Source organism: Peptoniphilus sp. oral taxon 836 str. F0141 (genome assembly GCF_000179335.1).
GTDB lineage: Bacteria > Bacillota > Clostridia > Tissierellales > Peptoniphilaceae > Peptoniphilus_A > Peptoniphilus_A lacrimalis.
In genome coordinates this window covers 1-22291 of sequence record NZ_AEAA01000101.1, presented here as the reverse complement: position 1 = coordinate 22291, position 22291 = coordinate 1, and the positions used below count along the sequence as shown (strand labels likewise).

The window sequence follows — 22291 nt, the reverse complement described above, 5'->3', positions numbered from 1 at the left end:
ATAAACAGTAAAAGATTTACAAGAAGATTTAAATGATTTTTTAGGAGAAACAATGAAGCAAGTGCTTAAATCAGAACTGTAAGAGCATTTAGACTATGATTACGATGAATATCTACTATCATTAAACACTAGAAACGCTTCAAGTAAAAAACAGTCAAATCATCATATGGAAATATAAACCTAGACATGCCAAGACATAGACAAGGAGCTTTGAAACTACAAGCATTAAAGAAATATATCTATGGGCACAAACGACAAATACATATCTAACATAGAAAATCAAACATTATCTCAGCTAACAATATACTTTGAAGACAGAATCTAATTTTCTTGTTCCAAAATTAGCTTTCAAAGATTCATAAAAGTGAAATTTTGAATATATTTATTTTTAAGATATTAAAAAAATATCAGCCACATCCTATCAGGAGGGCTGATACACAAAACTTTTCAAAAGACCTTAATAAAATTTTGAGAATATTGTTCTTTTTGAATCACTATAGTTTATAGAATCTGTTACTTCTGTGATTTTATTATTTTCCTTATCAATTATGATGGTTGAGTTTACAGATGAATTTTCATTTAAAGCGTTTAACTCTTTTTCATCAATAATTTTATTATTTGATAGGATTTTTCTTATATCTTCTTTATTTGTTGAAGAATATTGCAATGTTAGAAGCTTTTTCTTACTGATTTTAGTTGGAAGAGTTTTTGTGTTTTTAATAAATTCAACTACATCAAATAAGTTATAATCTCCAGGCTTAATTTGAATTTCTGTTTTTTCAAATTCATCCATGCCGCCAGTTGTAATGGACTTGTGAAAATCTAATTTTGAATCGTAATTTTCTTTTTGACAAAGCTTAGGAGAAGATTTTTTCAAAGAGTCAATATCTTCAATATTATTTATGAAATCATCAACTTCCTTAATATGTGAATTTGCAGCCTTAACTTTTTCTTGGGAAGAAATTTCTTTGTCATTTATCTCTTCTTTTACTTGTTCTTGAGTTTTTATTTCAGTTTTTTCAAGATCAACATTTTCGAATTCTTCCTTATTTTTTGAATCAGGAGATTCAAAATTTTTGTTTTCTAACTCTTTATTAGTTGTTTCTTTACTTTGATATTTTCTTCTTTTCTTAACCAAATCATTAGCCTCCTCTTTTTGATTTAAGTAATCTTCTTTTACTTCTTTATTTTTTTTATCATCAATGTTATGTCCATACTCAATTGTTTTAGACTTATTAACATTAGAGCCAATAGATTTTTCGGAAGGTTTGCTAGGAGTTATTGCCTTATCCTTATCAACTAAATATTTACTATCTGAAAAATCACTTTCATTACTTGTATTTTCAATTGTGGGATTCTTATTATCTTTACTAATAAGGTTTTCATCTTCGGTATTGTTTTTTGAATTTCTCGATTTTTCCCATTCAATTAAATTTTGGTCATGTGCTAAACTTTCGTTTTTTGATAAAATATTTTTTATAATAATAAAAGCAACAATGCATAAAATCACTGCAATAATTATTAGTAATGTAAATGTTCTCATAAAGCACCTCCACTGATATTATACCATTTTACTATAATATAACAACAAGAATTTGAAAAAAGATATAAAAAAAATCCCTGCCGGGGGATTTTCTTAGGGGTGATTTTATTTATTTGTTAAATCATTTATATTATAAGCTGGCAAATTTAAATTGTCAATAGAAATATCAAAATAAGAAATATATTCCATTATATGAAAAAAATAAAACTCAGAATTTACTGAGTTTTATTAAATAATATATTAAGTTTTATAATAATCTTATTTGTTAGCTGATTTTAAATATCTATTTTGAATTTTTTCTTTAAGAATTGCTACTAAATCTCTAATTTCTCTTACACCTAAATAATATAGAATTACAAGGTAGATTAGAGCTGCTATCGAAACTACTATCAATAATACTATGAGTCTTAGTAGGGTTAACAGTGCTCCTGAGCTAAAGGAGAATAATATTTTTTCTATTGGGAAGTAGGTAAGTGCTACTAATCCCATGGCAACTGAGGCCATTACCGTTTTAATTATGGCTTTAATGTAGGACTTTGTGCCTAAATTTCCAATTTTTTTGCGTAGAAGGTAGAAACCTATAAAGACAGCAGCAGTTGTAGCAATAGATACTGAAGCTGCAAGCCCATCTGTACCATAGTGGTGAGCGACTAATAAATTAAGACCAACATTAATTATTACATTTAAGGCACCTATAACAAAAGGAGTCTTTGTATCATTTAGTGAATAATAAATTCTATTTAGTACATTGGTAAGAGATATAGAAATAAGCGATAATGAGTAAAATCTTAAAGTTGAAGTTGCACTAATTCCATCTTCTACTGTAAATTTACCATGGACAAATGCAATTTCTATAAGAGGTCTTGCTAGGATAATCATACCTATTGTTGCTGGGACTGTTAAAAATAAAACTGATTTTATTGAGGCATTCATAACTTTTTTCCCTTGTAGCATATTTCCTCTTCCAAAAGACCTTGTAAGAATTGGATAAACTATAGCTGTAACAGCAGCTATAAAAATTCCGATTATTAAAGTATTCATTTTGTTGGAAAAATATAAAATTGAAGGGGCTTTAGTTCCCATTCCAGAAGCTAAAGATCTGTTTACTGCTGTATTAATATCATTTACAGAAACAGATACCAAAACAGGTAAAGATAATTCTAATGCTTCTTTTACATATTTATCCTTTAGGTCAAAAATAAGTTTAGGTCTATAGCCTAGCTTAAAAGAGTCTGGTAATAGAAATAAAAATTGTGCAAAGGCTCCGACAACTGCTGCAACAGTTAAACCTACTATTCCTACATGGTGGGAAAACATAGCAAGATAAACAATATAGACAATATTTAAGGGAATAGATATTGCTCCTGTCGCTGCAAATTTTCCACCATATTGCAAATATCCTGTAAAAACACCTACCCAGCAAGAAAAAATTACTACAGGCATTCCGAGTTGAATAAGTCTTACTACTATTTTAAAAGTTTCAGGGTTTGCTCTAGAAGCTGTTAAATAAGCAATTTGTCTTGGAAAAAACCAACCGAGTAATATTAATATAATTGAAACTACACTTGATATAGAAAGAAGATTGTTTGTGAAATAATTTTTTCTCTCTTCTCCCAAATCATTTTCTGCTCTTTGTAGGGCCGGGATAAAAGTTGTAGCTATAGCTGATGTTACGAAAGCTGAAATCATAGCTGTAGCAGCTTGAGCAAGTGAGTATGCACTCATTTCAACAGTTGCTCCAAATACATTAGCTGTTAAAGATTCTCTAACAAAACCAAAAACTTTGCCTATTAGTGAAAATATTATTAGTGCAAGGGTTGATTTTGCAATTTTTGAGCCATTAGATGATTTTTTATTCATTTAAACCTCCACGTCTTTATAGATTATATTTATAAAGTATGTATGTGTCAATATTTAGCCTTTAAAAGCAATCTTAACTATTATAAAACTTTAAAATTTTTAATGCAATTATTTTATTTAAATAATTAATTTTACTATCATATGGCCTTTATTTACATATTATATAAAACTTGTTGATTTAGATATAGTAAAATGGGAAAAAATAATTTATAAATTTAATTTTAAAAGGACAATAATTAATCTATATCTTCAAGAAAATTTTTTATCTCTACTAAAAATATGGTTGTTTTTCCTTTTGACCAAAAAATAAAAAATAAGCTTCAAATTTAGAAGTTTTAGACATAGATTTTCAATTGTCTTTAAACAAGCTGTCATTAATTTTTCACACTTATTTATTAATATTTATTCAAGCTAAAAATAAGGAGGAATAATTTTGGAAGATAGAAATATAATAGAAAGTAACAAATCCACTAGAGGGAAAAAATCTGGTAATGGCCTTATAATTTTGGCTTTAATTTTTGCGATTATAGGCGGAGTTATAGGTTCAGCATTTACAAGTTATTGTTTTTATAAAAAATTTCCTGCTAATTCAGAAAATTCATCAAAGAATATAACTATAAATGCAAGCGATGTTTCAACTGTAGCTAGTGCTGTGGCAAAAAAATCAATGCCATCAGTAGTTGGGATTACAACAACAGGTGTGCAACCATCATTTTTTGGACCTGTTCAAGTCCAAGGTATGGGTTCAGGTATAGTTTTTGATGACAAAGGATATATTGTAACAAATGCTCACGTTGTAAAATTAAATAATCAAGTAGTGGATAAGGTAAATGTTCAACTTGATAAAGATGTTACTGTAGAAGGTAAACCTATTTGGGTTGACGAAAATGTTGATCTTGCTGTAGTTAAAGTTAATACTAAAGAAAAACTTGTTCCAGCAGAGCTTGGAGATAGTGATAAATTAAATATAGGGGATGTGGCAATAGCTATTGGTAACCCAATTTCTCTACAATTTAGTCAAACTGTTACTCAAGGTATTATTTCAGGATTGAATAGATATGTTGGTCAAGTTTCTGGTGGTGGCTATATGATGGGGCTAATACAAACTGATGCGTCAATAAATGGAGGTAACTCAGGCGGAGCCTTATTAAATGCACAAGGACAAGTTATAGGTATAAATACAGTAAAAGTTCAATCTGCAGAAGGTCTTGGATTTGCAATACCAATTAATTATGTAAAAACAATAATCAATCAAGTTGTGAAAAATGGAGATTACAAGGAATTATCTCTTGGCGTATATTCAGCGGATGCTCAATATGCCAACCAAATTATCGGTAAAGATTTGGGAATAGATGAAGGGATATTTATCTTAAAAGTTTTTGATAATTCGCCAGCAAAAACTGCAGGTCTAGAAGTTGGAGATGTTATTACAAAACTTGGTGATGACAAAATTAAAGGAGTTAAAGACCTTAAGGCTGCCCTTTACAAGTATCAAGAAGGAGATAAAGTCACCATAACTTATATAAGGGAAGGCAAAGAAAAACAAACAGAATTGACTTTTACAAATTACAGGGTTCCTGTAAGTGAAAAGCTAAAGGAAGATAAAAAAACACAAGAAAACTTTGAAAATAGACAAGACCAAGGTCAAAATTCACAAGGTAATTATGATGAGTCAGATCCTTTTAATCAATATAGAGAATATATGAGGTCTTTTTTCGGAGAATAAATAAACATTAATTTGATTAGTATTTAATAAAAAATGCTATGGCACAAGCTGTAGCATTTTTTATTTTTATAAATTTGTAAGCCCAGCGGAGAAGAATTATAAAATGATATTATTTACACAAAAATCACAAAATGATATAATAAAATAAATATAGTAAAATAAAATAGAAATTTAATAAATATTAATAAAGGAGGGCTTATGTTAATAAATATTCCTATAATTTTAGGCTCTGTTATGGTCATATTAAAAATTATTCTTATTATATTAGTTATTTTTGCACTTATAAAGTACATCAAATCAAAATAAAAAATTTAAGTCTGTAATTATGATTAACGTTTTCAAAATTAGGTGTGAGTTATGTCTAGAGAATTAAAGTCTACTATTATGCTTTTGAATGCTGCAATAATATGGGGATTTGCCTATGTGGTACAAGTCCTTGCCATGAACTATATTGGACCGTTTACCTTTAATTTTGCAAGGTTTTTTATCGGCTGGATATTTTTAATTATTATTTACTCAATTTTCAAAAAAACAATACCCTACTACAAAAATGAAATTTTTTCATTGAGGAATACTATAAAATACGGTATTATTTGCGGTTTACTTATAACAGTGGGAAATAGCTTACAGCAAGTTGCCTTATTAGGGACAACAACTGGAAAGGTTGGATTTTTAACATCTACTTATATTGTAATTATACCTATAATTCAATTTTTTTTAGGCAATAGAGTATCAAAAAAAATTATATTTTGTATAGGAGTTGCTACGCTTGGAGTTTATTTATTATCCATCAAAGGAAATTTTTCAATAAACAGATACGACGGGTTTGTCCTTATTTCAGTATTATTTTTTGCTGTTCACATTATGATTATGGCATCTTTACCTGATGACTGCGAGAAAATTTTAGTATCCATGATTCAATTTATAGTAATAAGTACATTTTCTTTGATCATAGCACTGATATTTGAAAATATTATAATAAGAGATATTTTTGCAGCCTATAAAGAAATTTTATTTATTGGAATTATATCATCAGGAGTAGCTTACACTTTACAAATGATAGCTTTTAAGGAGATAGACCCCACAATAGGGTCATTAGTTGCATCACTTGAGTCTGTATTTGCAGTTCTTGGAGGCTGGGTATTTTTAAATCAAAGAATGAATTTACGAGAGATTAGTGGGTGTGTTATAATATTAATAGCCACAGTGGTTGCACAATTACCAAGTAAGGGGAAAACAAAAGGATTGAGTAAAGGGTAAAGGTTTACTTAATCAATTTAAGATTATTTCGTAAATTTACTTATTTACCATTTTTATTATGCACTTTGTTATTATCAGGTGCAAATTTTTTGGAGGTGTAAGATGACTAGAGAATTTAAATCCGTAATTATGCTACTTATCTCAGCAATTATATGGGGTTTTTCTTATGTAGCCCAAGCCTTGGGTTTGCAAGAAGTCGGGCCCTTCACCTTTAATACTGCCAGGTCCTTTGTAGCCTGTATTTTTTTATGGCTGACTTATCTTTTCTTTAAAAAAACATCAAATTATTACAAAAATGAGATTTTTTCCTTAAAAAGTACAATCATATTTGGTTCAGTATGTGGACTTTTAATGACAGTTGCCACAAATTTCCAACAAATGGGAATTATTGGTACAACTACTGGCAAGGCAGGATTTTTAACTGCTACATATATAGTTTTGATTCCAATATTTGATTTTTTCTTAGGCAAAAAAATAAAACCAAGAATTATTTTGTGCGTTTTTTTTGCCATGGTTGGAACATATTTACTCTCTGTTAAGGAAAACTTTACAGTAAATGGATATGATCTTTTGGTTTTATTTTCAGCTATATTTTTTGCTTTACATATCATGGTTATGACAAAACTTCCAAATGACTGCCAAGCTATCCTAGCTTCTCTGACACAATTTTTTGTAGTTATGCTAGTATCTCTTGTTATTGCAATATTTAAGGAAGAAATAGTCCTTTCAAGTTTAAAAGCTGCAATTCCAGCAATACTTTTTGTAGGTGTTCTTTCATCAGGGGTAGGTTTTACCCTACAGATGATTGCAATTAAAGATATCGATCCAACAATAGGTTCATTGGTTTCTTCCTTAGAATCAGTATTCGCTGCTGTTGGAGGTTGGATGATTCTTGGTCAAAAGATGAATCTAAGAGAAATTACAGGATGTATAATCATCCTAGTAGTAACAATTATTGCACAACTACCATCTAAGAAAAAAGTTTAATATTAATGAGATTTAATATTTTTTTCATAAAATTAACAAAATTCTAAAATTTTTATTTCATATTTATATTTTATAATTAAAATGAGGTGAGATGATGTCACTTATTGATAAAATTTTTTCTAACAAAAGTAAAAAGATAATTACTATAGACGGAGAATATGGGTCTGGAGCTTATAATATAGCTGCAAATATTGCAGAAAAGGAAAATATTAAATTTTACGATTCTAAATTAATAGAGCTTATGACTTTAGAAAAGAAAGTCAAACCTGAGGATTTGAGTAAAGATGATTCTTTCTTACAAGGCACAATTTATGATCTATATAGAGAAAATTATTCTTATTCACAGGAAGATATAGCCTTTTCTGATGCACAATTTCTTATGGATTCAAGAACTATAAGGGACATTGCAAAAAAAGGTCAATGCGTTATCTTGGGCAAGTGTGCAGATTATGTACTTGGTGATGATATAGTTCTAAGCGTATTTATCTATGCATCAGAAGATTTTAAATTAAATAGGATTGAGAAAGACTATAACATTAAAAAAGATAAGATAGAAGCTAAGATGAATAGGGAAGATATGAAAAGAAAAAATCACTATGAGAGAAACACAGGAAGATTATGGGGTAAATCATCGGTTTATGATTTATCTATTGACTCTTCTGCATTTTCCTTTGATACTATTGAGGATATAATAATTAAATTAGCCAATAAAAAAATAAGATAAAAAAGTCCCGAAAGAAAATTTCGGGATTTTTTCTTAATTATTTATTTTTTCAGAAGCTTGGGCTGTTGCCCTTTCTCTTTGCTGTCTGGTTTCTAATCTCTTTTCTTCAGAGGCTTTAGCCCTTTCGTAAGCGTGCATAATAAGTGCTATAGTTACTACTGCGTAGGAAAGGAAAGTTCTGAAATATTCTCCAATCATGGCATCTCCTGCGATTACCTTTCCTGCTTGAGGCATTACTATAAACATCAAGTGGAAAAGAGCTGTACCTAAGATTGCATTAGGTATTGATGCCTTCGAAACTGAAGCACCACCAACTAGAAGGGAAGCTGCTGCATAAAGGGCTGCTTGGTCTTGACCTCCGTATGTGGAAAGAGTGCCTATATTTTGCAGATAAATAATTTGACCATAACATGCAAGAACAGTTGAAATAATTATAGATTGAACTCTAATTTTATTCGAATACATACCAGCATTTGTTGATACTATTTGGTCTTGACCGACTGCCTTCATATCATGTCCGAGTTTTGTTCTTTTAAACCATACAACAAAAACACACAAGATACCAATGACTACAAGGGTCATTATTGGTACATCAAATCTTATTGCTTGACTTTGACCAACTGGCAAATTTATCCTAAATTTTAAAATATTATCTAAAGCACCACGAGATGCAAGGGTAAGGGAATTTTTAATACCGAATCCTTCAGAAAGTAACAATTCCTTAGTTCTTATTGGGATTATTGTTCCACAGAAGAAAAGTAAAAATAGCATATACCAACCAAGTATAAAGAATGAAAGCATCATTGATGTAATCATTTCACGACCCTTAGCTTTATTTAGAACCATACCAGAAAATTGTCCAAGTAAAATTGAAATGGGTGTACCTATAAGAGCAGCTACAAGAAGACCGGTAGCTCCAGTAAATCCCCAATCTTGGGCAAATATAAGACCGATTTGACCGCTCATAGCTCCCAAAGGTATACCAAAGTTAATTCCCATACCTGCCATAATAGGAATTAGTAAAGAAAGAACTAAGAAAGTATTTCTAACTAATCTTGTTGCAAGTTCTGATGTAACAGAGGCTATTGGTGGTTTTGCAATTATAATTCCTATCCCGCAAATTACTATAAATAGGATTGGAACCATGGAGCTTCTTAAAGTTTTTCCAAAATTTTTATTCATTTACTTTGTTCCTCCTTGTAAGTGCGTATAGAATCATACCATTTGTAACAATTATACGAAGTATTTCTGAAATATCAATATTAAAAGCACCATTTATAACAGTAGGTGTAAGAGTTATAATTCCTTGGAATAGAAAAGTACCAATTATAACATGAGGTATTGTAGCCTTATTTATACTAGCGCCACCTATTAAAAGGGCAGCAACTGTTTGGAAAGTAAAGGCTAGAGGTGCTTGATAAAGTTGAATGAATCCATAGGATTGTTGATAAACAATTATTCCCACAGAAGCAATAGCTGTTGATAAAATAACAGAAACAAATCTAACTCTTGAAATATTTATACCACTTGCTCTTGCATACTCAGGGTTTGAACCTACAGCAGTCATAGCTGTTCCTGTTTTTGTTTTAAAGAAAGACCAAACAAGGAAGGCAAAAAATGCAAATAATAAAAACATTCCTATAGGTACATGAACTCCACCTATATTAAATGATAAAAATTTACTTATAAGTCCCATAGTCATCTTATTTCCTGAATTACCAATAACTTGTTTCATCCAATAGTTTGCAACAGGAATTTGTTGACGAAGTCCAGTTCCTCCATAAGATAAAACAGAAACTGGATTTTTGTAGGGTAGTAGTAAATAAGCTATACACATAAAAGATGTGAATGAATAACCAACATAAGTAGCTATAAGCATTTCATCACCCATAATTTTATTTAAAACATAACCATATATAGCGCCGAAAAATATGGAGAAAAGTATAGCAAAAACCATTGCCATAAATAAGCCCATATATCCTACATATCCAAATTCTATAGATGTAACTCCACCAAGGATACCACAAACAACTCCTATAGGAATACCAAAGTTAAGTCCGCAACCTGATTGAACCATAGGTACAAGAGAAAGCACTAATATTGAAAACATACCAAATCTTGAAAGTACATTTTCAAAAGAGTCTTTTATACTAACACCAGCAAAAGGAGCAGCTATAAATAAGGCTATTAAAAAGAGGGCAATTATTGTTCTTGCCAAACCAAATTTTTGTAATAAATTTTTATTTTTCACCTTAAACCTCCACACTTTCTCCACTCATCAATAGACCGAATTTTTCAGGGCTAGCATCAGCAGGAAGAATTCCTGCAATTTTACCTTCACAGATTACTGCAATTCTATCACATATTGATCTTAATTCTTCAAGTTCAGAAGAAACCATAACAATTGTTGTGTTGTTTTCATTGTTGAATTTTTCCAAAGCTTCCAATACAAGTTGTTTAGCTCCAATATCTATACCACGAGTCGGCTCAGAAACAAAAAGTAGTTCTGGATTCATGGCAAAAGCTTTTGCAAGACATATTTTTTGTTGGTTACCTCCAGAAAGATTACCAGCTTTTTGTTCAGGACCTGTGCATTTAATAGCGAGGCTATCAATGTAATTTTTTGCCAATTCTTTCATGGCGTTTTCATCTCTAAATTTAAGCCCTAATATTTTCTTAATATATTTATCTTGCACTTGCATTGAATTAAAAGCAATATTCCAATAAATAGGTTCATCTAAAAGTAGACCAACTCCACGTCTATCTTCTGATACAAATGCTATGCCTTTTTTAAGAATTTTTGAAGTATTTCCAAGTTTTAGTTTTTCACCCTTAAAAGTAACTTCACCGCCTACAGGATAAGTACCTAAAATTCCATTTGGAATCCCAAGTTTTCCTTGACCGGCAAGTCCAGCTATACCAAGTATTTCGCCATCTTTAATAGATAAGCTAACATCAAAAACAGCTTCACCAGGCATATCGACCCATAAATTATTGATGTTCATTATTGTATCTTTGCCATCAATATCTTTTTTATTTTTCTTAACAACATCCATTTTGTCGTCAGAATTTCTTCCTACCATCCAATTAGCAATCTCTTCTATAGATAAATCTTTATTAGGTCTATTTTCAACAACAATACCATCTCTTAAAACAACAACCTTATCGCAAATAGTTAAAATTTCTCTTAAACGATGGGAGATAAAAATAATTGCTATACCAAGAGAAGAAAGTCTTTTTAAAGATTCCATAAGAGAATTTGCTTCAGATTCAGTAAGCACGGCTGTTGGTTCGTCCATAATTATTAACTTAACATTTTTTCTGGTTATTTCTCTAGCAATTTCTATAAATTGCTTATGACCAACTGGCATCTCTGATACTAATTCATTTGCATCTATGGAAATACCTAGCTTTTCAAGGGAGTTACCAGAGATTTCAATATTTTTTTTGCCATCAATTGTTTCGAGTTTTTTGCCGAAAACAGAAGAAACTACAGATTTTTTAGTATTTTCCATATTTAATGTTATGTTTTCAGCTACAGTAAAGCCTGGAATTAGGTTAAATTCCTGATGGACCATACCTACTCCAGCATTTAAAGCTTCTATTGGGTTTTTAAAAGCTGTTTCCTTACCGTCAAAAATTAATTTGCCATTAAATCCACCTGTTTCATGAATTAATTCCATTCCGAAAATAATATTCATTAGGGTAGATTTTCCAGCCCCATTTTCTCCGACAAGTCCAAGAATTTCTCCTTCTTTTAAAGTGAAGTTAACATCTTTTAAAACTTGATTTTCACCGAAACTTTTGCTGACATTTTGCACTTCTAATAGATTTTCTGTCAAAATATCACCTCATAATTATTAAAAAAAACCAACGACCTTAGCCGTTGGTTTTGGCCTTTTTTTATTCTGCTTGACCTTCAGCTTGTTCTTGAGATTTTTCAATAGCTTTTAAGTCAACATTTAGATTCTTATACTTATCAGGAACTTGAACTTTGTCCATTCCCATGTATCCTTTACCATATAGGTAAGTATCTTGAGAAATAAGAACGTGGTTATCAACTTCTTGACCATTTTGTCTATCTACAAATTTTGAAGCCATCCAGTTTGCACCTTCAGTATATTTGTGAAGTGAAGCCTTAATATCTTCAACATTTGTAAGTTCAGCTTGACCGTGAAGAACTTTAATAACGTGATCAACGGCTCCTCTAACTTCAGTGTATCCTAGTGAGTAAGCCCAAGAACCCATTCTTCCACCGCCGCCAGCTTTAACGACAGCTTCTTCAACTCTTTTATTTATTGCTTGCCAATTTCCTGCAATATCGCTTAAATCTACAGAGAAAGCATTAGGATAACCCATTATTGGAGAAGGTAAATCAGGTTCAATAAATATTGCTCCACCTTGTGCAACTCCTCTTAATAGAGGTTCAGTATGAGCATCATTAGTACAGAAGAAACAAGTATCTTTTCCGTATTTATCAATCCAGCTTTGAATATTTTCAGCTACATATTGTTGTGCTCCTGGAATACCGATATCAGTTGTTGGGTCTGGTGCATTTAATGAAATAAATTCAAGCCCTTCATCCTTACAAGCTTCTTCAAAAATAGCTCTTCTTAAAGCAAGCATTTCAATTGACATATGTCTTGGGAAAGTTATATGAGCGAATTTAGTAGCTCCAACTTCTTTTGCAGCTTTAACAATTCTATAACCTCTTGATATATTATCAACATCTATACAAAGGTCAGATGCTTTTTCAACCATAATAACATCTTCTTGAGGAGTTAGGTTGATTAAAATGATATCAGGTCTTTTTTCTCTAATTTTTTGGAAAGCTGCTGAAGTACCTGGAACAGATTGATTTACAATAATTGCTTTCATATCAGGATCATCAGCCATGGCTGTGATTTTTTGAATTGTAGTTTCAATTTCAGCTTCAAATCTGTCAGGATAAGTATCATTTTTTACAATATCAGCACCAAACTCTTCAATAGCTGCTTGAGCTGCTCTGAACTCATCTTCTGATTGTGAAACTGTACCTGTAACAACACCGATATGGTAAGGTTCGCCTTCTTTTAAAACTTTGTAATCAGCCTTAGGTAAATCTTTGATTTCTTCTGTTTCTTTTGCTTCTGCATCTTTTCCATTGGAAGAAGATGTGTTTTCAACCTTAGAACATGCTCCCATACTTAGTCCAAGGACCATTAACAAAAGAACAGTTAAAAATCGAACAAATTTCTTTTTCATAATTACACCTCTTAAATTGAATTAAACATTATTAAAAATAAATATTTTATACCAGTTTAACACAATATAGAGTTTATGTCAATAAAATACTATCAAACTAAAGAAAGAAGTTTTTTATTTTGTAAATTCACCATATAATATATTTTTTGTAATAATTTTCTTTTGCAAACTTAGTCATATCCTGTAAAAGTTTTTATAAAATATCAAATTTTTTTAATAATTCTAACTTTTTTTATTATAATTGATTTAAAATGTAGTTATTTATAGAAAATTACTTTAAAAATAAAAGATTTTTAATTAGAAAATGAAATTTTTTATTTTAAATGTAGTTCCTGTACTATATTGATTATATCATAATTAAGGGCAAAAAAAATAAGGCGGAATTGAATCCGCCTATATTTTTAATTTCTATTAATTAAGTCTAACACTCCATCAACCAAATCGAAAATTTTTATTATTAAAGCAGCTAGGGAGATGAAAATTGCAATTTTTTCAAATATTGAAAAATGTGTGATATCATCAAGTTTCTTACTTGCATTTTTTTTAATTTTACATAAATTCTTATCCATTTTATTTCTCCTTATGAAAAATATACAATTTTATCAGCATTTAATACTCTGAAAGTGAAAGATTCTGTGATAAATATTCTTACACTTTCCCCACAATCTCCTTCATATCCAACTGCAAAGTCAGAACCGAGTACAAATTCAAAATCTTCATTTTTATGGGGAATTAATAAGGCACCTTTTAAAACTTTAGATCTTATAATGCTTCCGCCAATTAATTTTGAAATAACCTTAATTAAACTTGCACCTTGGTATATAATGTTTAATTTTTCATAAATCTCTTTAGATACAATTAAATCATAAGGGGCATCTGCTGAACTTTCATATAATTTATATATAGCTTGACCTATTGATTTTAAAATTTCATTTGCGTCACTACCTATTTTAAGCTTATGACCAGCACTTTGAACAAGACCAGTTATTTTTGCACTTTTATTTCCATTATATATAATTTCTTCTTCTGCCAAAGCGATGTTTCGAGCAGCTTCTTCTAAAGGGTCAAAATTTACATCCTTAGCTCCTCTTTCAACATCATCTAAAGTCCATTTCAAAAGTTCTAAGGGAATTCTAAGTTCAACAAGTGGAACAACCTTTCTTATACCTGCTTGGACCTTGTCATTTTTTTGAGAAATAATTTCAAGTCTTCCGTCTTGAACACCGCTATATTTAAAACCTTTAGGACCTTTTACATCTAAAACTCGTCTAGCACTCAGCATTGGAATAATAGCTTCTCTAGCAGCACTATCTATTTCATCCCATGTATTTTTTGTAATTGGAGCAAAACTTCTTTTTAAAATATCCATATATTACTACCCCCTAAAGCTCTCCTATACCTAAATCTTCATCAGAAGAAGCTTTGGAAGATTCACCTGATTCGGCATCTTCTTCTACTTTTGTTAAATCTTTATTGGTGAAAAGATAGGTTCTCATTTGTTCATCCCATCCATCTTGGTTTCTTCTCAACCATTCAAGAAGCATTATAGCATGTTCCATTTCTTCATGTTGATTGTGAAGCAAAAGCCTATTTAATTCTTCATTTGAGCTTGTAGCTACTCTTTGATGATAGCAGTCAACCGCATCAATTTCTTCCTTTAAAGAAACAATAGCTCTAACTATATCTCTATCTTTTTGACTCATTTCACTTGTAGGTTCATGATAATCATTTGCCATATTATTACCTCCATACTTTTTTTCTACCCATTAAAAGACCAATCAATCATTAATCAGAAGTTTATAAATTCGAGTCGAAGGGTATTTAACTTATGATTATATGTGATAATTGATGATGGAAAGAGGAACCGAAATGATAGAATTTAGGAATGTTAAGAAGATATATCCAGGCAATCAGGTGGCAGTAACTGATATTAATTTAAAATTTAACACAGGAGAATTTATTTGTTTTATTGGTTTATCAGGTTCCGGAAAAACTACTTGTATGCGTATGATTAATAGGATGAATGAGCTAACTGAAGGAGAAATACTAATTGATGGGATAAACATCAAAGATATTAATCCCGTAAGCTTAAGGAGAAAAATAGGCTATGTGATTCAGCAAATAGGACTTTTTCCGCATATGAGTGTTTATGATAACATAGTTCTTGTTCCAAGATTATTAAAATGGGATGAAAGAAAAAACAGAGAAATTGCAGAAGATTTAATTAAAAAAGTGGATTTACCGCTTTCATATTTGGATAAGTTTCCGGGAGAACTTTCAGGAGGTCAACAACAAAGAATCGGAGTTATAAGGGCCCTGGCAGCAAATCAAGATATTATTTTGATGGACGAACCATTTGGTGCCTTAGATCCAATTACCAGAGATTCCTTACAAAAACTTGTAAAAAAATTACAAAAAGAAATGGGGAAAACTATTGTTTTTGTTTCTCATGATATGGATGAAGCCCTAACACTGGCGGATAAAATAGTAATAATGAACAAGGGTACAGTTGTACAATTTGATACTCCGGAAAATATTTTGAAAAATCCGAAAAATGATTATGTTAGGGATCTGTTAGGAGAAGAAAAGTTAAACGAAGCCAAAACTTCTTTAAATTCAGTTGAAACCATTATGATTAAGGATCCGGTTTCAATTTCTAAAGATAAGACAACTTATGATGCCCTGGTACTTATGAGACAAAAAAGAGTTGACAATATGTTTATTACAGACAGTGAAAATCATCTTTGCGGCTACTTAAATATGTTTGATATAGGCAGCAAAGGCAGGAGAGTTTTGCCCTTATATAAGGTTATGAAAAAAGCTCTGTCAATCACAAAAGAAACTAAAATCATGGATGCAATTAGGCAAATTTGGAAACTTGATGTTAAAAATTTGCCGGTTGTTGATGGAGAAAATCATTTTGTAGGGCTAATAACTCGTGCAACTATTGTAGATACAATTTATACAAATCTTTGGGGGTCTAATGAAATAGAAAATATCAGTGATTATGAAAATGAAAAAACCACAGTAATAAAGGATGAAAGTGATAATAATGCTTAAATTTTTTAATGAAAACAGTTTTGAGATTTATAAAAAAATTTTAGAACATTTATATATATCAACCATTTCACTTGGACTGGGGATTTTAATTGCAGTTCCAATAGGGATTTTTTTAATAAGAAGTCAAGTTATAGCTAAAATTTTTATGGCACTTGCTTCAGTTTTGCAAACAGTACCATCTTTTGCCCTTTTGGCAATAATGATACCAATTTTTGGAGTTGGGAAAAAACCTGCCATATGTGCCTTATTTATATATTCACTATTACCAATTATGAGAAATACTTATCTGGGCATTGAGGCGGTAGATTCTAATTTAATAGATGCAGCTCTTGGCATGGGAATGACTAAGAGTCAGTTATTATTTAAAGTTCAATTACCTATGGCTATGCCCGTAATTATGAGTGGAATAAGGCTATCTGCAGTATATGTTTTATCATGGGCTACTCTTGCCTCATATATAGGCGGGGGCGGTATGGGAGATTTTATTTTTAACGGCTTAAACAATGCAATAATGCCAATGGTAGTATGGGGGACCATACCTGTAACCCTACTTGCAATATTGGCGGATTTTTTGTTGAGAAAACTTGAAAATAAAATCTCACCCTTAAGGAGATCATAACAATGAAAAAGCTTAGAAAATTATTGGGTCTTGTATTAATTTTTCTAACATCATGCAGCTTACCGGGAATTGGTATGGATACAAATAATGATGTAATTGTAGCAACAGGATCAACAACTGAAAGGCAAATCTTAGGAAATATTGTTGCACAGATGATAAGACACTATACAGACTTAAATGTAGGAATTATATCCAACCTCGGATCAACAACTTTAATAAATGTAGCCATGATTAAAGGGGATCTCAATGTGAGCGGAGGAATGTATACAGGAACATCACTAACTGGAGAACTTGGAATGAAGCCTATCAAAGATCCGGAAAAAGCACTAAAGACTGTGCAAGTGGAATATTTAAAAAGATATAATAGGAAGTGGTATCCATCTTTTGGATTTGCAAATACTTATGCTTTTATGGTGAAAAAAGATTTGGCACAAAAGTATGATTTAAAAAAAGTTTCGGATCTTGAAAAAATAAAAGACCAAATAAAAGTAGGTGTAGATACAGGTTGGATTAACAGACCTGGGGATGGATATAAGGGATTTCAAGAAATTTACGGTTTTTCCTTTAATAAGCTCTATCCCATGGAAATAAGTTTGGTATATACAGCTTTGGCTGAAAATGAGATGGATGTAGTTTTGGGTTATTCAACAGATGGAAGGATAAATACCTATGGACTTATTTTATTAGAAGATGACAAAAGGCTGTTTCCACCATATGATTGCTCACCTGTAGCCACAATTAAAATTTTAGAAAAACACAAAGAGCTCGATAGAATACTTTTAAAACTTGAAAATTCTATAGATTCTGAAACTATGCAAAAATTAAATAGGATAAGTGATGAAGATTTAGTTGAACCGGAAACCTTGGCGAAAAAATTTTTAGAAGAGCATAATTATTTTGAGGAGGATAAGAAATGAAAAATTTTTTAATTTATTATTTACAAAACTCTTCCTATATATTTGAACAGTTCATAAGGCATTTTTTAATTTCTTTTTATGGAGTTTTGTTTGCCTCAATCTTGTCAATACCCTTGGGATTTATTATTGCCAGGAAAGTGAAATTATCCGATTTTTTAATAGGGGTAGCAAACATTTTAGAAACAATACCATCATTGGCAATGCTTGCAATATTAATGTTTGCAATTGGGACAGGCCCTAATACCGTAGTGTTTGCAGTTTTTCTCTATGCAATTTTGCCCATTTTAAAAAATACTGTTGTAGGCATAACGTCTATACCCGAAAAATATATTGATGCAGCTAAGGGAATGGGAATGACATCAGGACAAAGAATTTTAAAAGTAGAAATACCCTTATCTATGGCAATTATTATGGGAGGTATTAGAAACGCTCTTGTTCTCGCAATAGGAGTTACAGCTGTTGGAACATTTATTGGAGCAGGAGGTCTTGGAGATATTATTTCAAGAGGAATAAATGTTGCAAATGGAGGAGCGATTATAATTGCAGGAGCTGTTCCTACAGCTTTAATGGCAGTTGTCAGTGATTTTGTTTTAGGGATTATAGAAAACAAATTAATGCCAAAATCTGTTAAAAAAGTTAGTTAATAAAAAAGGAGTGTTACTGAATAGATAAATCTATTCAATTTAGTAACACTACCTTTTAATATTATTATTCCTCTACAGGTTCAAAATCTGATTTTTCAGCTCCACAAAGAGGACACACCCAATCTTCTGGTAAATTTTCAAAAGCTACCCCTGGTTCAATTCCACCGTCTTCGTCGCCAACTTCTGGATCATAAATGTATCCACACATTGTGCATTCGTATTTTTTCATATTATTCTCCTTTCAATATTAATAATTAGAAAAATTCAATAATTCCATTTCTAATTACATGCTTTATACCCATTAAAATAAAAAAATAGAATAAATTAAAAAAATTTAAAAAACTTATCTTAAAATTGTGCAAAAAAATTTTTATACAAAGTTTAACAATTTGAAAGTGGGGTAAATATTTTACGATTAAAGATTAAGGATGATTGAGATGAATAACATGAATGTTATATATAAATTTGACGATTCTGTCACTAGCGATTTATTCTCTATAGAACCCTTCGTAAAGGGAGCTGTTAGTGAATTAGAAGGCTTTATTGATGACAGGGATGCAATATTTGACATAAAATTAATTCTAAATGAGTTGGTAGTTAACGGAGCAATGCACGGAAATTGTAAAGATTGTTCCAAAAAAGTTCGTTTAAAAATGGTCATGGATAAAAAAAGTCTTATGATAATTGTTAAAGATGAAGGAGAGGGCATAGACTATGAATCTTTAAGAGATGACTGCAAATCGTGGGACTTCAACGGAAGGGGTTTATTTATCGTTGAAGCCTTGACTGATGAGCTTATCCTTCATGACAATGAGGTAATAGCTATAAAAAATTTATAATTCTCATTTTTATATATCTTTAATCGAGTTTCATAATTTTTTAAAGACACCTAATTAATGGTGTTTTTTATTTGCCCAAATATCAGCTAGGGTATTTACAAGGATCATATAAATGTTATAAAAAGAAAAATATATGCCTCCAATAGGTGCTGATATTGTGTCTATAGGAATTCTACCTGATATATTCCAAGGAATAAACATAGAATTAAGTAAGGCTGAATTTGACAAATTAAGGGCAAGTTTTTCTTTGTCTTCTATGTTTTCTCTACTCATTTCATAGGTTAGCATAATAGAAAGGGTTTGATTTGAAGAAAAACACGCAATAATTATTGACAAGATTTCCATTACAAAAAGTTGTGGGAATTTTTTATATAGACTGTTTACTGTCAATTTGATACTTTTTAATAGGTCAGTATTTTTGAATATACCGAAATAACCAGAAGATATGCCAACTATTAAGATAGCTTTAGCCATGGATATTACTCCACCACCATTTATTGATTTATCTGCATTTTCATTTACATACCCCAATAGAGCACTTCTAAGAATTTGGTTTAAGGACATATTTTGGAAAAAATATGCAAGAGAAATTGCAATTATTATAGATAAGCTCATATTATATTTTAAGGGAACTTTAAACATTGCTAAAATAATTATTAATATAGCTGGAATAGCTAAGATAATATTAAAATTGAAATCGCTCTTAATTGAAGTTAAATCAACATTATGAATGGCCCCTAAGCTGTTCAAATTTAAAATTTGAAAAGTTATTATAGTTAAAATTATAGGAATTATCGAGGTTTTTATCATATTTTTTATATTATTATAAAAATCTGTTTTTGTAATTGTAGCTATTAATAGAGCAGATGTTGACATTGGTGAGGTTCTATCACCGACAAAGCAACCTGAAATTATAGCACCAGCACTGAAATAGGGATTCATATTAATGGCATAGGAAAGAGTCATAGATATTATACCAGCGGTGGAAGATGTTCCAAAACTTGAACCAGTTAATAGGGAAACTGTTGCATTAAATAGGAAAATGCCAACATAAAAATACTTGGGAGAAATTATTTTTACTGCATTATAAATTATGTAAGAAATTGTGCCACAGGCTCTCCAAGTTCCAGTAATCATACCTATAAGCAAAAAAATAAAAAGCATAAGTTTACATGTTGAAAATCCTTGATAAACAAAGTTTAAGGATTCTTTTAATTTATGACCTTTAATCAAACAGTAAATTATAAAAATTATTAAATTTGCCAGCAAGGCTAAAACTAAAGATATTTTTAAAACAATTGAACCTATTAAGACAACAATAAAAAGTAAAAGTACAAAGTTTTCTAGCATATTTTCCCCCACAATTAATCAAAAATTAAAATTAATTTAAGAATAATTTAATAATTATATACTATAATTTCATAAAAGTTTGTTGAAATTATTGTATAATATAATTTAAACAAAATAAAGTATAAAGCATAAAGGAGATTCTATGATAAAAGTTAAGAATTTTTTTAGGTCAATAGGAAAATTTTTGTGGGCACACAAATTTCTTCTAATAATTCTTGTATTAGCCTTAGTATTTTTGATGGCATCTATGGTTAAGGGAATGTTTTTAAAGAAAAAAGGAACAGAAATTTCTTCAAACCAAGTTATTATCCTGAAAAAAGGTGACGTGGTTAATTCAATAAATGAAAATGGAAAAGTTGTTTCTTCAACAAGCACTGATATTTTTGCTGAAAAGGACTCACCTGTAAGTTCAATTAATGTTAAAGTTGGCGATGAGGTTAAAGAGGGAGATATAATTGCAACTCTAGATTCAAGTGCTATAGATGAAGAAATTGCAAAGAAAAAAAGCTTCTGCAAGAGCTAATAATAAAACTGTAGGAGCAGGTATAGCCGCAGCTAAAAAAAGATTAGATGAAGCTGTAGAAAACAGATCTAATGGAACAAATGCAGGAATTGTAGCAGCAAAAGCAAGTGTTGAACAAAGTCTTGATGCTTATAAAAGTGCACAAAAAACCTATGAAGATTATAAAAATTCTTTGGAAAAGCAATATAATCCAGAAATTGTTGGAGAAAAAAATTCCAGAGAAAATTTAGCCTATGGGGAAAAGAGTTCTCAATTGAAATACAATCAACTTATTAACGATTTTTCAGATAACAAAAAGAAATCAAGTGATAACAGAGTTTTGGCACAAGATTGTAACAGTAGAATAGATGCAATTCAAAGTAGGATTGATGATTTGACAAGAAAATCTACTGATATAGGAATAAGAATGAGTGATGTTCAAAATGAAATATCTGATATTGGAAGTAAAGGTCAATCTTATAAGGAACAAGGTAGCGAAGTTAACAAAAACGAAGCAAAAAAATTAGAAGATGATATTAAATCAAAAAGGCAGGAATTAAATAGTTTAACTAGATACCAAGAAGAAATAAAAATAGAACTTTCTAAATTATCTGATGAACTTGCTAGTGCAAAATCTCAAAAGGAAAAATATACATCAGAAGCCGATGCTCTTGATAAAGAAATTGATAGTCAAAGAAAAAATCTTGACCAAATGTCAATTGATATAGAAAAAGCTCATGATGACTTAAAATCAGATGCTGATAAATCAATAAAGGCTTCTCAAGCACGTGATGATCAGCTAAAAACTTATAAACTTGCCATGGATACTGCAGAAAATTCCTATAAGGCAGCTCTTGTTTCATTAAAATCTGCACAAACATCAGCAGACAATGAAATTTCCATGTTAAGAGATGCACTAAATTCTGCAAATGCAAATTCTAACAATTTAGATGAAGTGGAACTTAAATATTTAAATGAAGAACTTGAAAAGACTAAAATTAGAGCCTTAAAAGATG

At 30.5% G+C, this 22291-nt stretch carries 21 protein-coding genes and 1 pseudogene; 11 read left to right on the top strand and 11 right to left on the bottom strand.

Translation table 11 applies throughout. From position 1 onward, the window contains the following. Window positions 1-457 precede the first annotated feature (457 nt). Entirely contained in the window at window positions 458-1543 is a 1086-nt protein-coding gene (locus HMPREF9131_RS05320) for a hypothetical protein (protein WP_009345865.1), read from the bottom strand. Between the two features lie 258 nt (window positions 1544-1801). Next, window positions 1802-3403: a murein biosynthesis integral membrane protein MurJ gene (murJ, locus tag HMPREF9131_RS05315; RefSeq protein ID WP_009345827.1), complete on the bottom strand. Its 1602-nt coding sequence runs from the start codon at window positions 3401-3403 to the stop codon at window positions 1802-1804. Window positions 3404-3836: 433 nt separating this feature from the next. Here murJ and HMPREF9131_RS05310 point away from each other — a divergent pair, with 433 nt between their 5' ends. The 4 genes from HMPREF9131_RS05310 (at window position 3837) to HMPREF9131_RS05295 (ending at window position 8100) form a co-directional block, all read left to right on the top strand. Further along, window positions 3837-5129 (top strand): S1C family serine protease, encoded by a 1293-nt coding sequence (locus HMPREF9131_RS05310; RefSeq protein WP_009345816.1) that lies wholly within the window; start codon window positions 3837-3839, stop codon window positions 5127-5129. A gap of 357 nt (window positions 5130-5486) precedes the next feature. Then, the gene (locus HMPREF9131_RS05305) at window positions 5487-6389 is read left to right on the top strand and encodes a DMT family transporter (protein ID WP_009345866.1); all 903 of its coding nucleotides are present in this window, start codon (window positions 5487-5489) and stop codon (window positions 6387-6389) included. Window positions 6390-6491: 102 nt separating this feature from the next. Next, a complete protein-coding gene (locus tag HMPREF9131_RS05300; protein ID WP_009345815.1) occupies window positions 6492-7376 on the top strand; it encodes a DMT family transporter in 885 nt (294 codons plus the stop codon). Between the two features lie 94 nt (window positions 7377-7470). Beyond that, window positions 7471-8100: an AAA family ATPase gene (locus HMPREF9131_RS05295; protein ID WP_009345804.1), complete on the top strand. Its 630-nt coding sequence runs from the start codon at window positions 7471-7473 to the stop codon at window positions 8098-8100. A gap of 33 nt (window positions 8101-8133) precedes the next feature. On the opposite strand, the gene HMPREF9131_RS05290 is transcribed toward HMPREF9131_RS05295, so the two are convergent. The 7 genes from HMPREF9131_RS05290 to HMPREF9131_RS05265 form a co-directional block, all read right to left on the bottom strand. Next, window positions 8134-9282, bottom strand: coding sequence for an ABC transporter (locus HMPREF9131_RS05290; protein WP_009345829.1), 1149 nt, complete (start codon window positions 9280-9282; stop codon window positions 8134-8136). Beyond that, the gene (locus HMPREF9131_RS05285; RefSeq protein WP_009345826.1) at window positions 9275-10351 is read right to left on the bottom strand and encodes an ABC transporter; all 1077 of its coding nucleotides are present in this window, start codon (window positions 10349-10351) and stop codon (window positions 9275-9277) included. The genes HMPREF9131_RS05290 and HMPREF9131_RS05285 overlap by 8 nt, the downstream gene beginning before the upstream one ends. A 1-nt stretch (window position 10352) precedes the next feature. Beyond that, complete coding sequence (locus tag HMPREF9131_RS05280) at window positions 10353-11942, bottom strand: sugar ABC transporter ATP-binding protein (RefSeq protein WP_009345818.1); 1590 nt, start codon at window positions 11940-11942, stop codon at window positions 10353-10355. 61 nt (window positions 11943-12003) lie between these two features. Next, window positions 12004-13344, bottom strand: a complete 1341-nt coding sequence (locus tag HMPREF9131_RS05275; protein ID WP_009345834.1) for a DUF3798 domain-containing protein — start codon at window positions 13342-13344, stop codon at window positions 12004-12006. Between the two features lie 401 nt (window positions 13345-13745). After that, window positions 13746-13913, bottom strand: a complete 168-nt coding sequence (locus tag HMPREF9131_RS08495; RefSeq protein ID WP_009345860.1) for a hypothetical protein — start codon at window positions 13911-13913, stop codon at window positions 13746-13748. A gap of 11 nt (window positions 13914-13924) precedes the next feature. Further along, a complete protein-coding gene (locus tag HMPREF9131_RS05270) occupies window positions 13925-14713 on the bottom strand; it encodes a family 1 encapsulin nanocompartment shell protein (protein ID WP_009345868.1) in 789 nt (262 codons plus the stop codon). 13 nt (window positions 14714-14726) lie between these two features. Next, window positions 14727-15080 carry an encapsulin-associated ferritin-like protein gene (locus tag HMPREF9131_RS05265; RefSeq protein WP_004825114.1) on the bottom strand — a complete coding sequence of 118 codons (354 nt, stop codon included), beginning with the start codon at window positions 15078-15080 and terminating at the stop codon, window positions 14727-14729. A 133-nt stretch (window positions 15081-15213) separates the two neighbouring features. On the opposite strand from HMPREF9131_RS05265, the gene HMPREF9131_RS05260 reads away from it, so the two are divergent. Genes HMPREF9131_RS05260 through HMPREF9131_RS05245 form a run of 4 tightly spaced genes read left to right on the top strand, consistent with a single transcriptional unit; the run spans window position 15214 to window position 18584 of the window. Then, a complete protein-coding gene (locus HMPREF9131_RS05260; RefSeq protein WP_009345853.1) occupies window positions 15214-16404 on the top strand; it encodes an ABC transporter ATP-binding protein in 1191 nt (396 codons plus the stop codon). Beyond that, entirely contained in the window at window positions 16397-17023 is a 627-nt protein-coding gene (locus tag HMPREF9131_RS05255; RefSeq protein WP_009345867.1) for an ABC transporter permease, read from the top strand. The genes HMPREF9131_RS05260 and HMPREF9131_RS05255 overlap by 8 nt, the downstream gene beginning before the upstream one ends. Window positions 17024-17025: 2 nt before the next feature. Beyond that, complete coding sequence (locus HMPREF9131_RS05250; protein ID WP_009345813.1) at window positions 17026-17940, top strand: osmoprotectant ABC transporter substrate-binding protein; 915 nt, start codon at window positions 17026-17028, stop codon at window positions 17938-17940. After that, a complete protein-coding gene (locus tag HMPREF9131_RS05245) occupies window positions 17937-18584 on the top strand; it encodes an ABC transporter permease (RefSeq protein WP_009345817.1) in 648 nt (215 codons plus the stop codon). Before HMPREF9131_RS05250 ends, HMPREF9131_RS05245 begins: the two co-directional genes overlap by 4 nt. A 64-nt stretch (window positions 18585-18648) precedes the next feature. Here the strand turns inward: HMPREF9131_RS05245 and rd are convergent, their stop codons facing one another. Then, a complete protein-coding gene (gene rd / locus HMPREF9131_RS05240) occupies window positions 18649-18813 on the bottom strand; it encodes a rubredoxin (RefSeq protein WP_009345840.1) in 165 nt (54 codons plus the stop codon). Window positions 18814-19021: 208 nt separating this feature from the next. On the opposite strand from rd, the gene HMPREF9131_RS05235 reads away from it, so the two are divergent. Then, window positions 19022-19423, top strand: coding sequence for an ATP-binding protein (locus HMPREF9131_RS05235; RefSeq protein WP_009345805.1), 402 nt, complete (start codon window positions 19022-19024; stop codon window positions 19421-19423). A 54-nt stretch (window positions 19424-19477) separates the two neighbouring features. Here the strand turns inward: HMPREF9131_RS05235 and HMPREF9131_RS05230 are convergent, their stop codons facing one another. Continuing rightward, on the bottom strand, window positions 19478-20773 hold the full coding sequence (locus tag HMPREF9131_RS05230) for a Na+/H+ antiporter NhaC family protein (RefSeq protein ID WP_009345862.1): 1296 nt from the start codon (window positions 20771-20773) through the stop codon (window positions 19478-19480). 142 nt (window positions 20774-20915) lie between these two features. Between HMPREF9131_RS05230 and HMPREF9131_RS08700 the strand changes: the two genes are divergently transcribed. Next, a complete protein-coding gene (locus HMPREF9131_RS08700; RefSeq protein ID WP_009345828.1) occupies window positions 20916-21296 on the top strand; it encodes an efflux RND transporter periplasmic adaptor subunit in 381 nt (126 codons plus the stop codon). Further along, window positions 21256-22291 (top strand): annotated as a pseudogene (locus tag HMPREF9131_RS05225) (HylD family protein); the annotation flags it as partial. The gene HMPREF9131_RS08700 and the pseudogene HMPREF9131_RS05225, both read left to right, overlap by 41 nt.

What these genes read in the sequence shown, in the direction of transcription:
- HMPREF9131_RS08700 (WP_009345828.1), top strand. Translation starts at nt 20,916, where the DNA reads ATGATAAAAGTTAAGAATTTTTTTAGGTCAATAGGAAAATTTTTGTGG.
- HMPREF9131_RS05295 (WP_009345804.1), top strand. Translation starts at nt 7,471, where the DNA reads ATGTCACTTATTGATAAAATTTTTTCTAACAAAAGTAAAAAGATAATT.
- murJ (WP_009345827.1), bottom strand. Translation starts at nt 3,403, where the DNA reads ATGAATAAAAAATCATCTAATGGCTCAAAAATTGCAAAATCAACCCTT.
- HMPREF9131_RS05275 (WP_009345834.1), bottom strand. Translation starts at nt 13,344, where the DNA reads ATGAAAAAGAAATTTGTTCGATTTTTAACTGTTCTTTTGTTAATGGTC.
- HMPREF9131_RS05250 (WP_009345813.1), top strand. Translation starts at nt 17,026, where the DNA reads ATGAAAAAGCTTAGAAAATTATTGGGTCTTGTATTAATTTTTCTAACA.
- HMPREF9131_RS05265 (WP_004825114.1), bottom strand. Translation starts at nt 15,080, where the DNA reads ATGGCAAATGATTATCATGAACCTACAAGTGAAATGAGTCAAAAAGAT.
- HMPREF9131_RS08495 (WP_009345860.1), bottom strand. Translation starts at nt 13,913, where the DNA reads ATGGATAAGAATTTATGTAAAATTAAAAAAAATGCAAGTAAGAAACTT.
- HMPREF9131_RS05305 (WP_009345866.1), top strand. Translation starts at nt 5,487, where the DNA reads ATGTCTAGAGAATTAAAGTCTACTATTATGCTTTTGAATGCTGCAATA.
- rd (WP_009345840.1), bottom strand. Translation starts at nt 18,813, where the DNA reads ATGAAAAAATACGAATGCACAATGTGTGGATACATTTATGATCCAGAA.
- HMPREF9131_RS05270 (WP_009345868.1), bottom strand. Translation starts at nt 14,713, where the DNA reads ATGGATATTTTAAAAAGAAGTTTTGCTCCAATTACAAAAAATACATGG.
- HMPREF9131_RS05300 (WP_009345815.1), top strand. Translation starts at nt 6,492, where the DNA reads ATGACTAGAGAATTTAAATCCGTAATTATGCTACTTATCTCAGCAATT.
- HMPREF9131_RS05320 (WP_009345865.1), bottom strand. Translation starts at nt 1,543, where the DNA reads ATGAGAACATTTACATTACTAATAATTATTGCAGTGATTTTATGCATT.
- HMPREF9131_RS05255 (WP_009345867.1), top strand. Translation starts at nt 16,397, where the DNA reads ATGCTTAAATTTTTTAATGAAAACAGTTTTGAGATTTATAAAAAAATT.
- HMPREF9131_RS05290 (WP_009345829.1), bottom strand. Translation starts at nt 9,282, where the DNA reads ATGAATAAAAATTTTGGAAAAACTTTAAGAAGCTCCATGGTTCCAATC.
- HMPREF9131_RS05260 (WP_009345853.1), top strand. Translation starts at nt 15,214, where the DNA reads ATGATAGAATTTAGGAATGTTAAGAAGATATATCCAGGCAATCAGGTG.
- HMPREF9131_RS05245 (WP_009345817.1), top strand. Translation starts at nt 17,937, where the DNA reads ATGAAAAATTTTTTAATTTATTATTTACAAAACTCTTCCTATATATTT.
- HMPREF9131_RS05235 (WP_009345805.1), top strand. Translation starts at nt 19,022, where the DNA reads ATGAATAACATGAATGTTATATATAAATTTGACGATTCTGTCACTAGC.
- HMPREF9131_RS05230 (WP_009345862.1), bottom strand. Translation starts at nt 20,773, where the DNA reads ATGCTAGAAAACTTTGTACTTTTACTTTTTATTGTTGTCTTAATAGGT.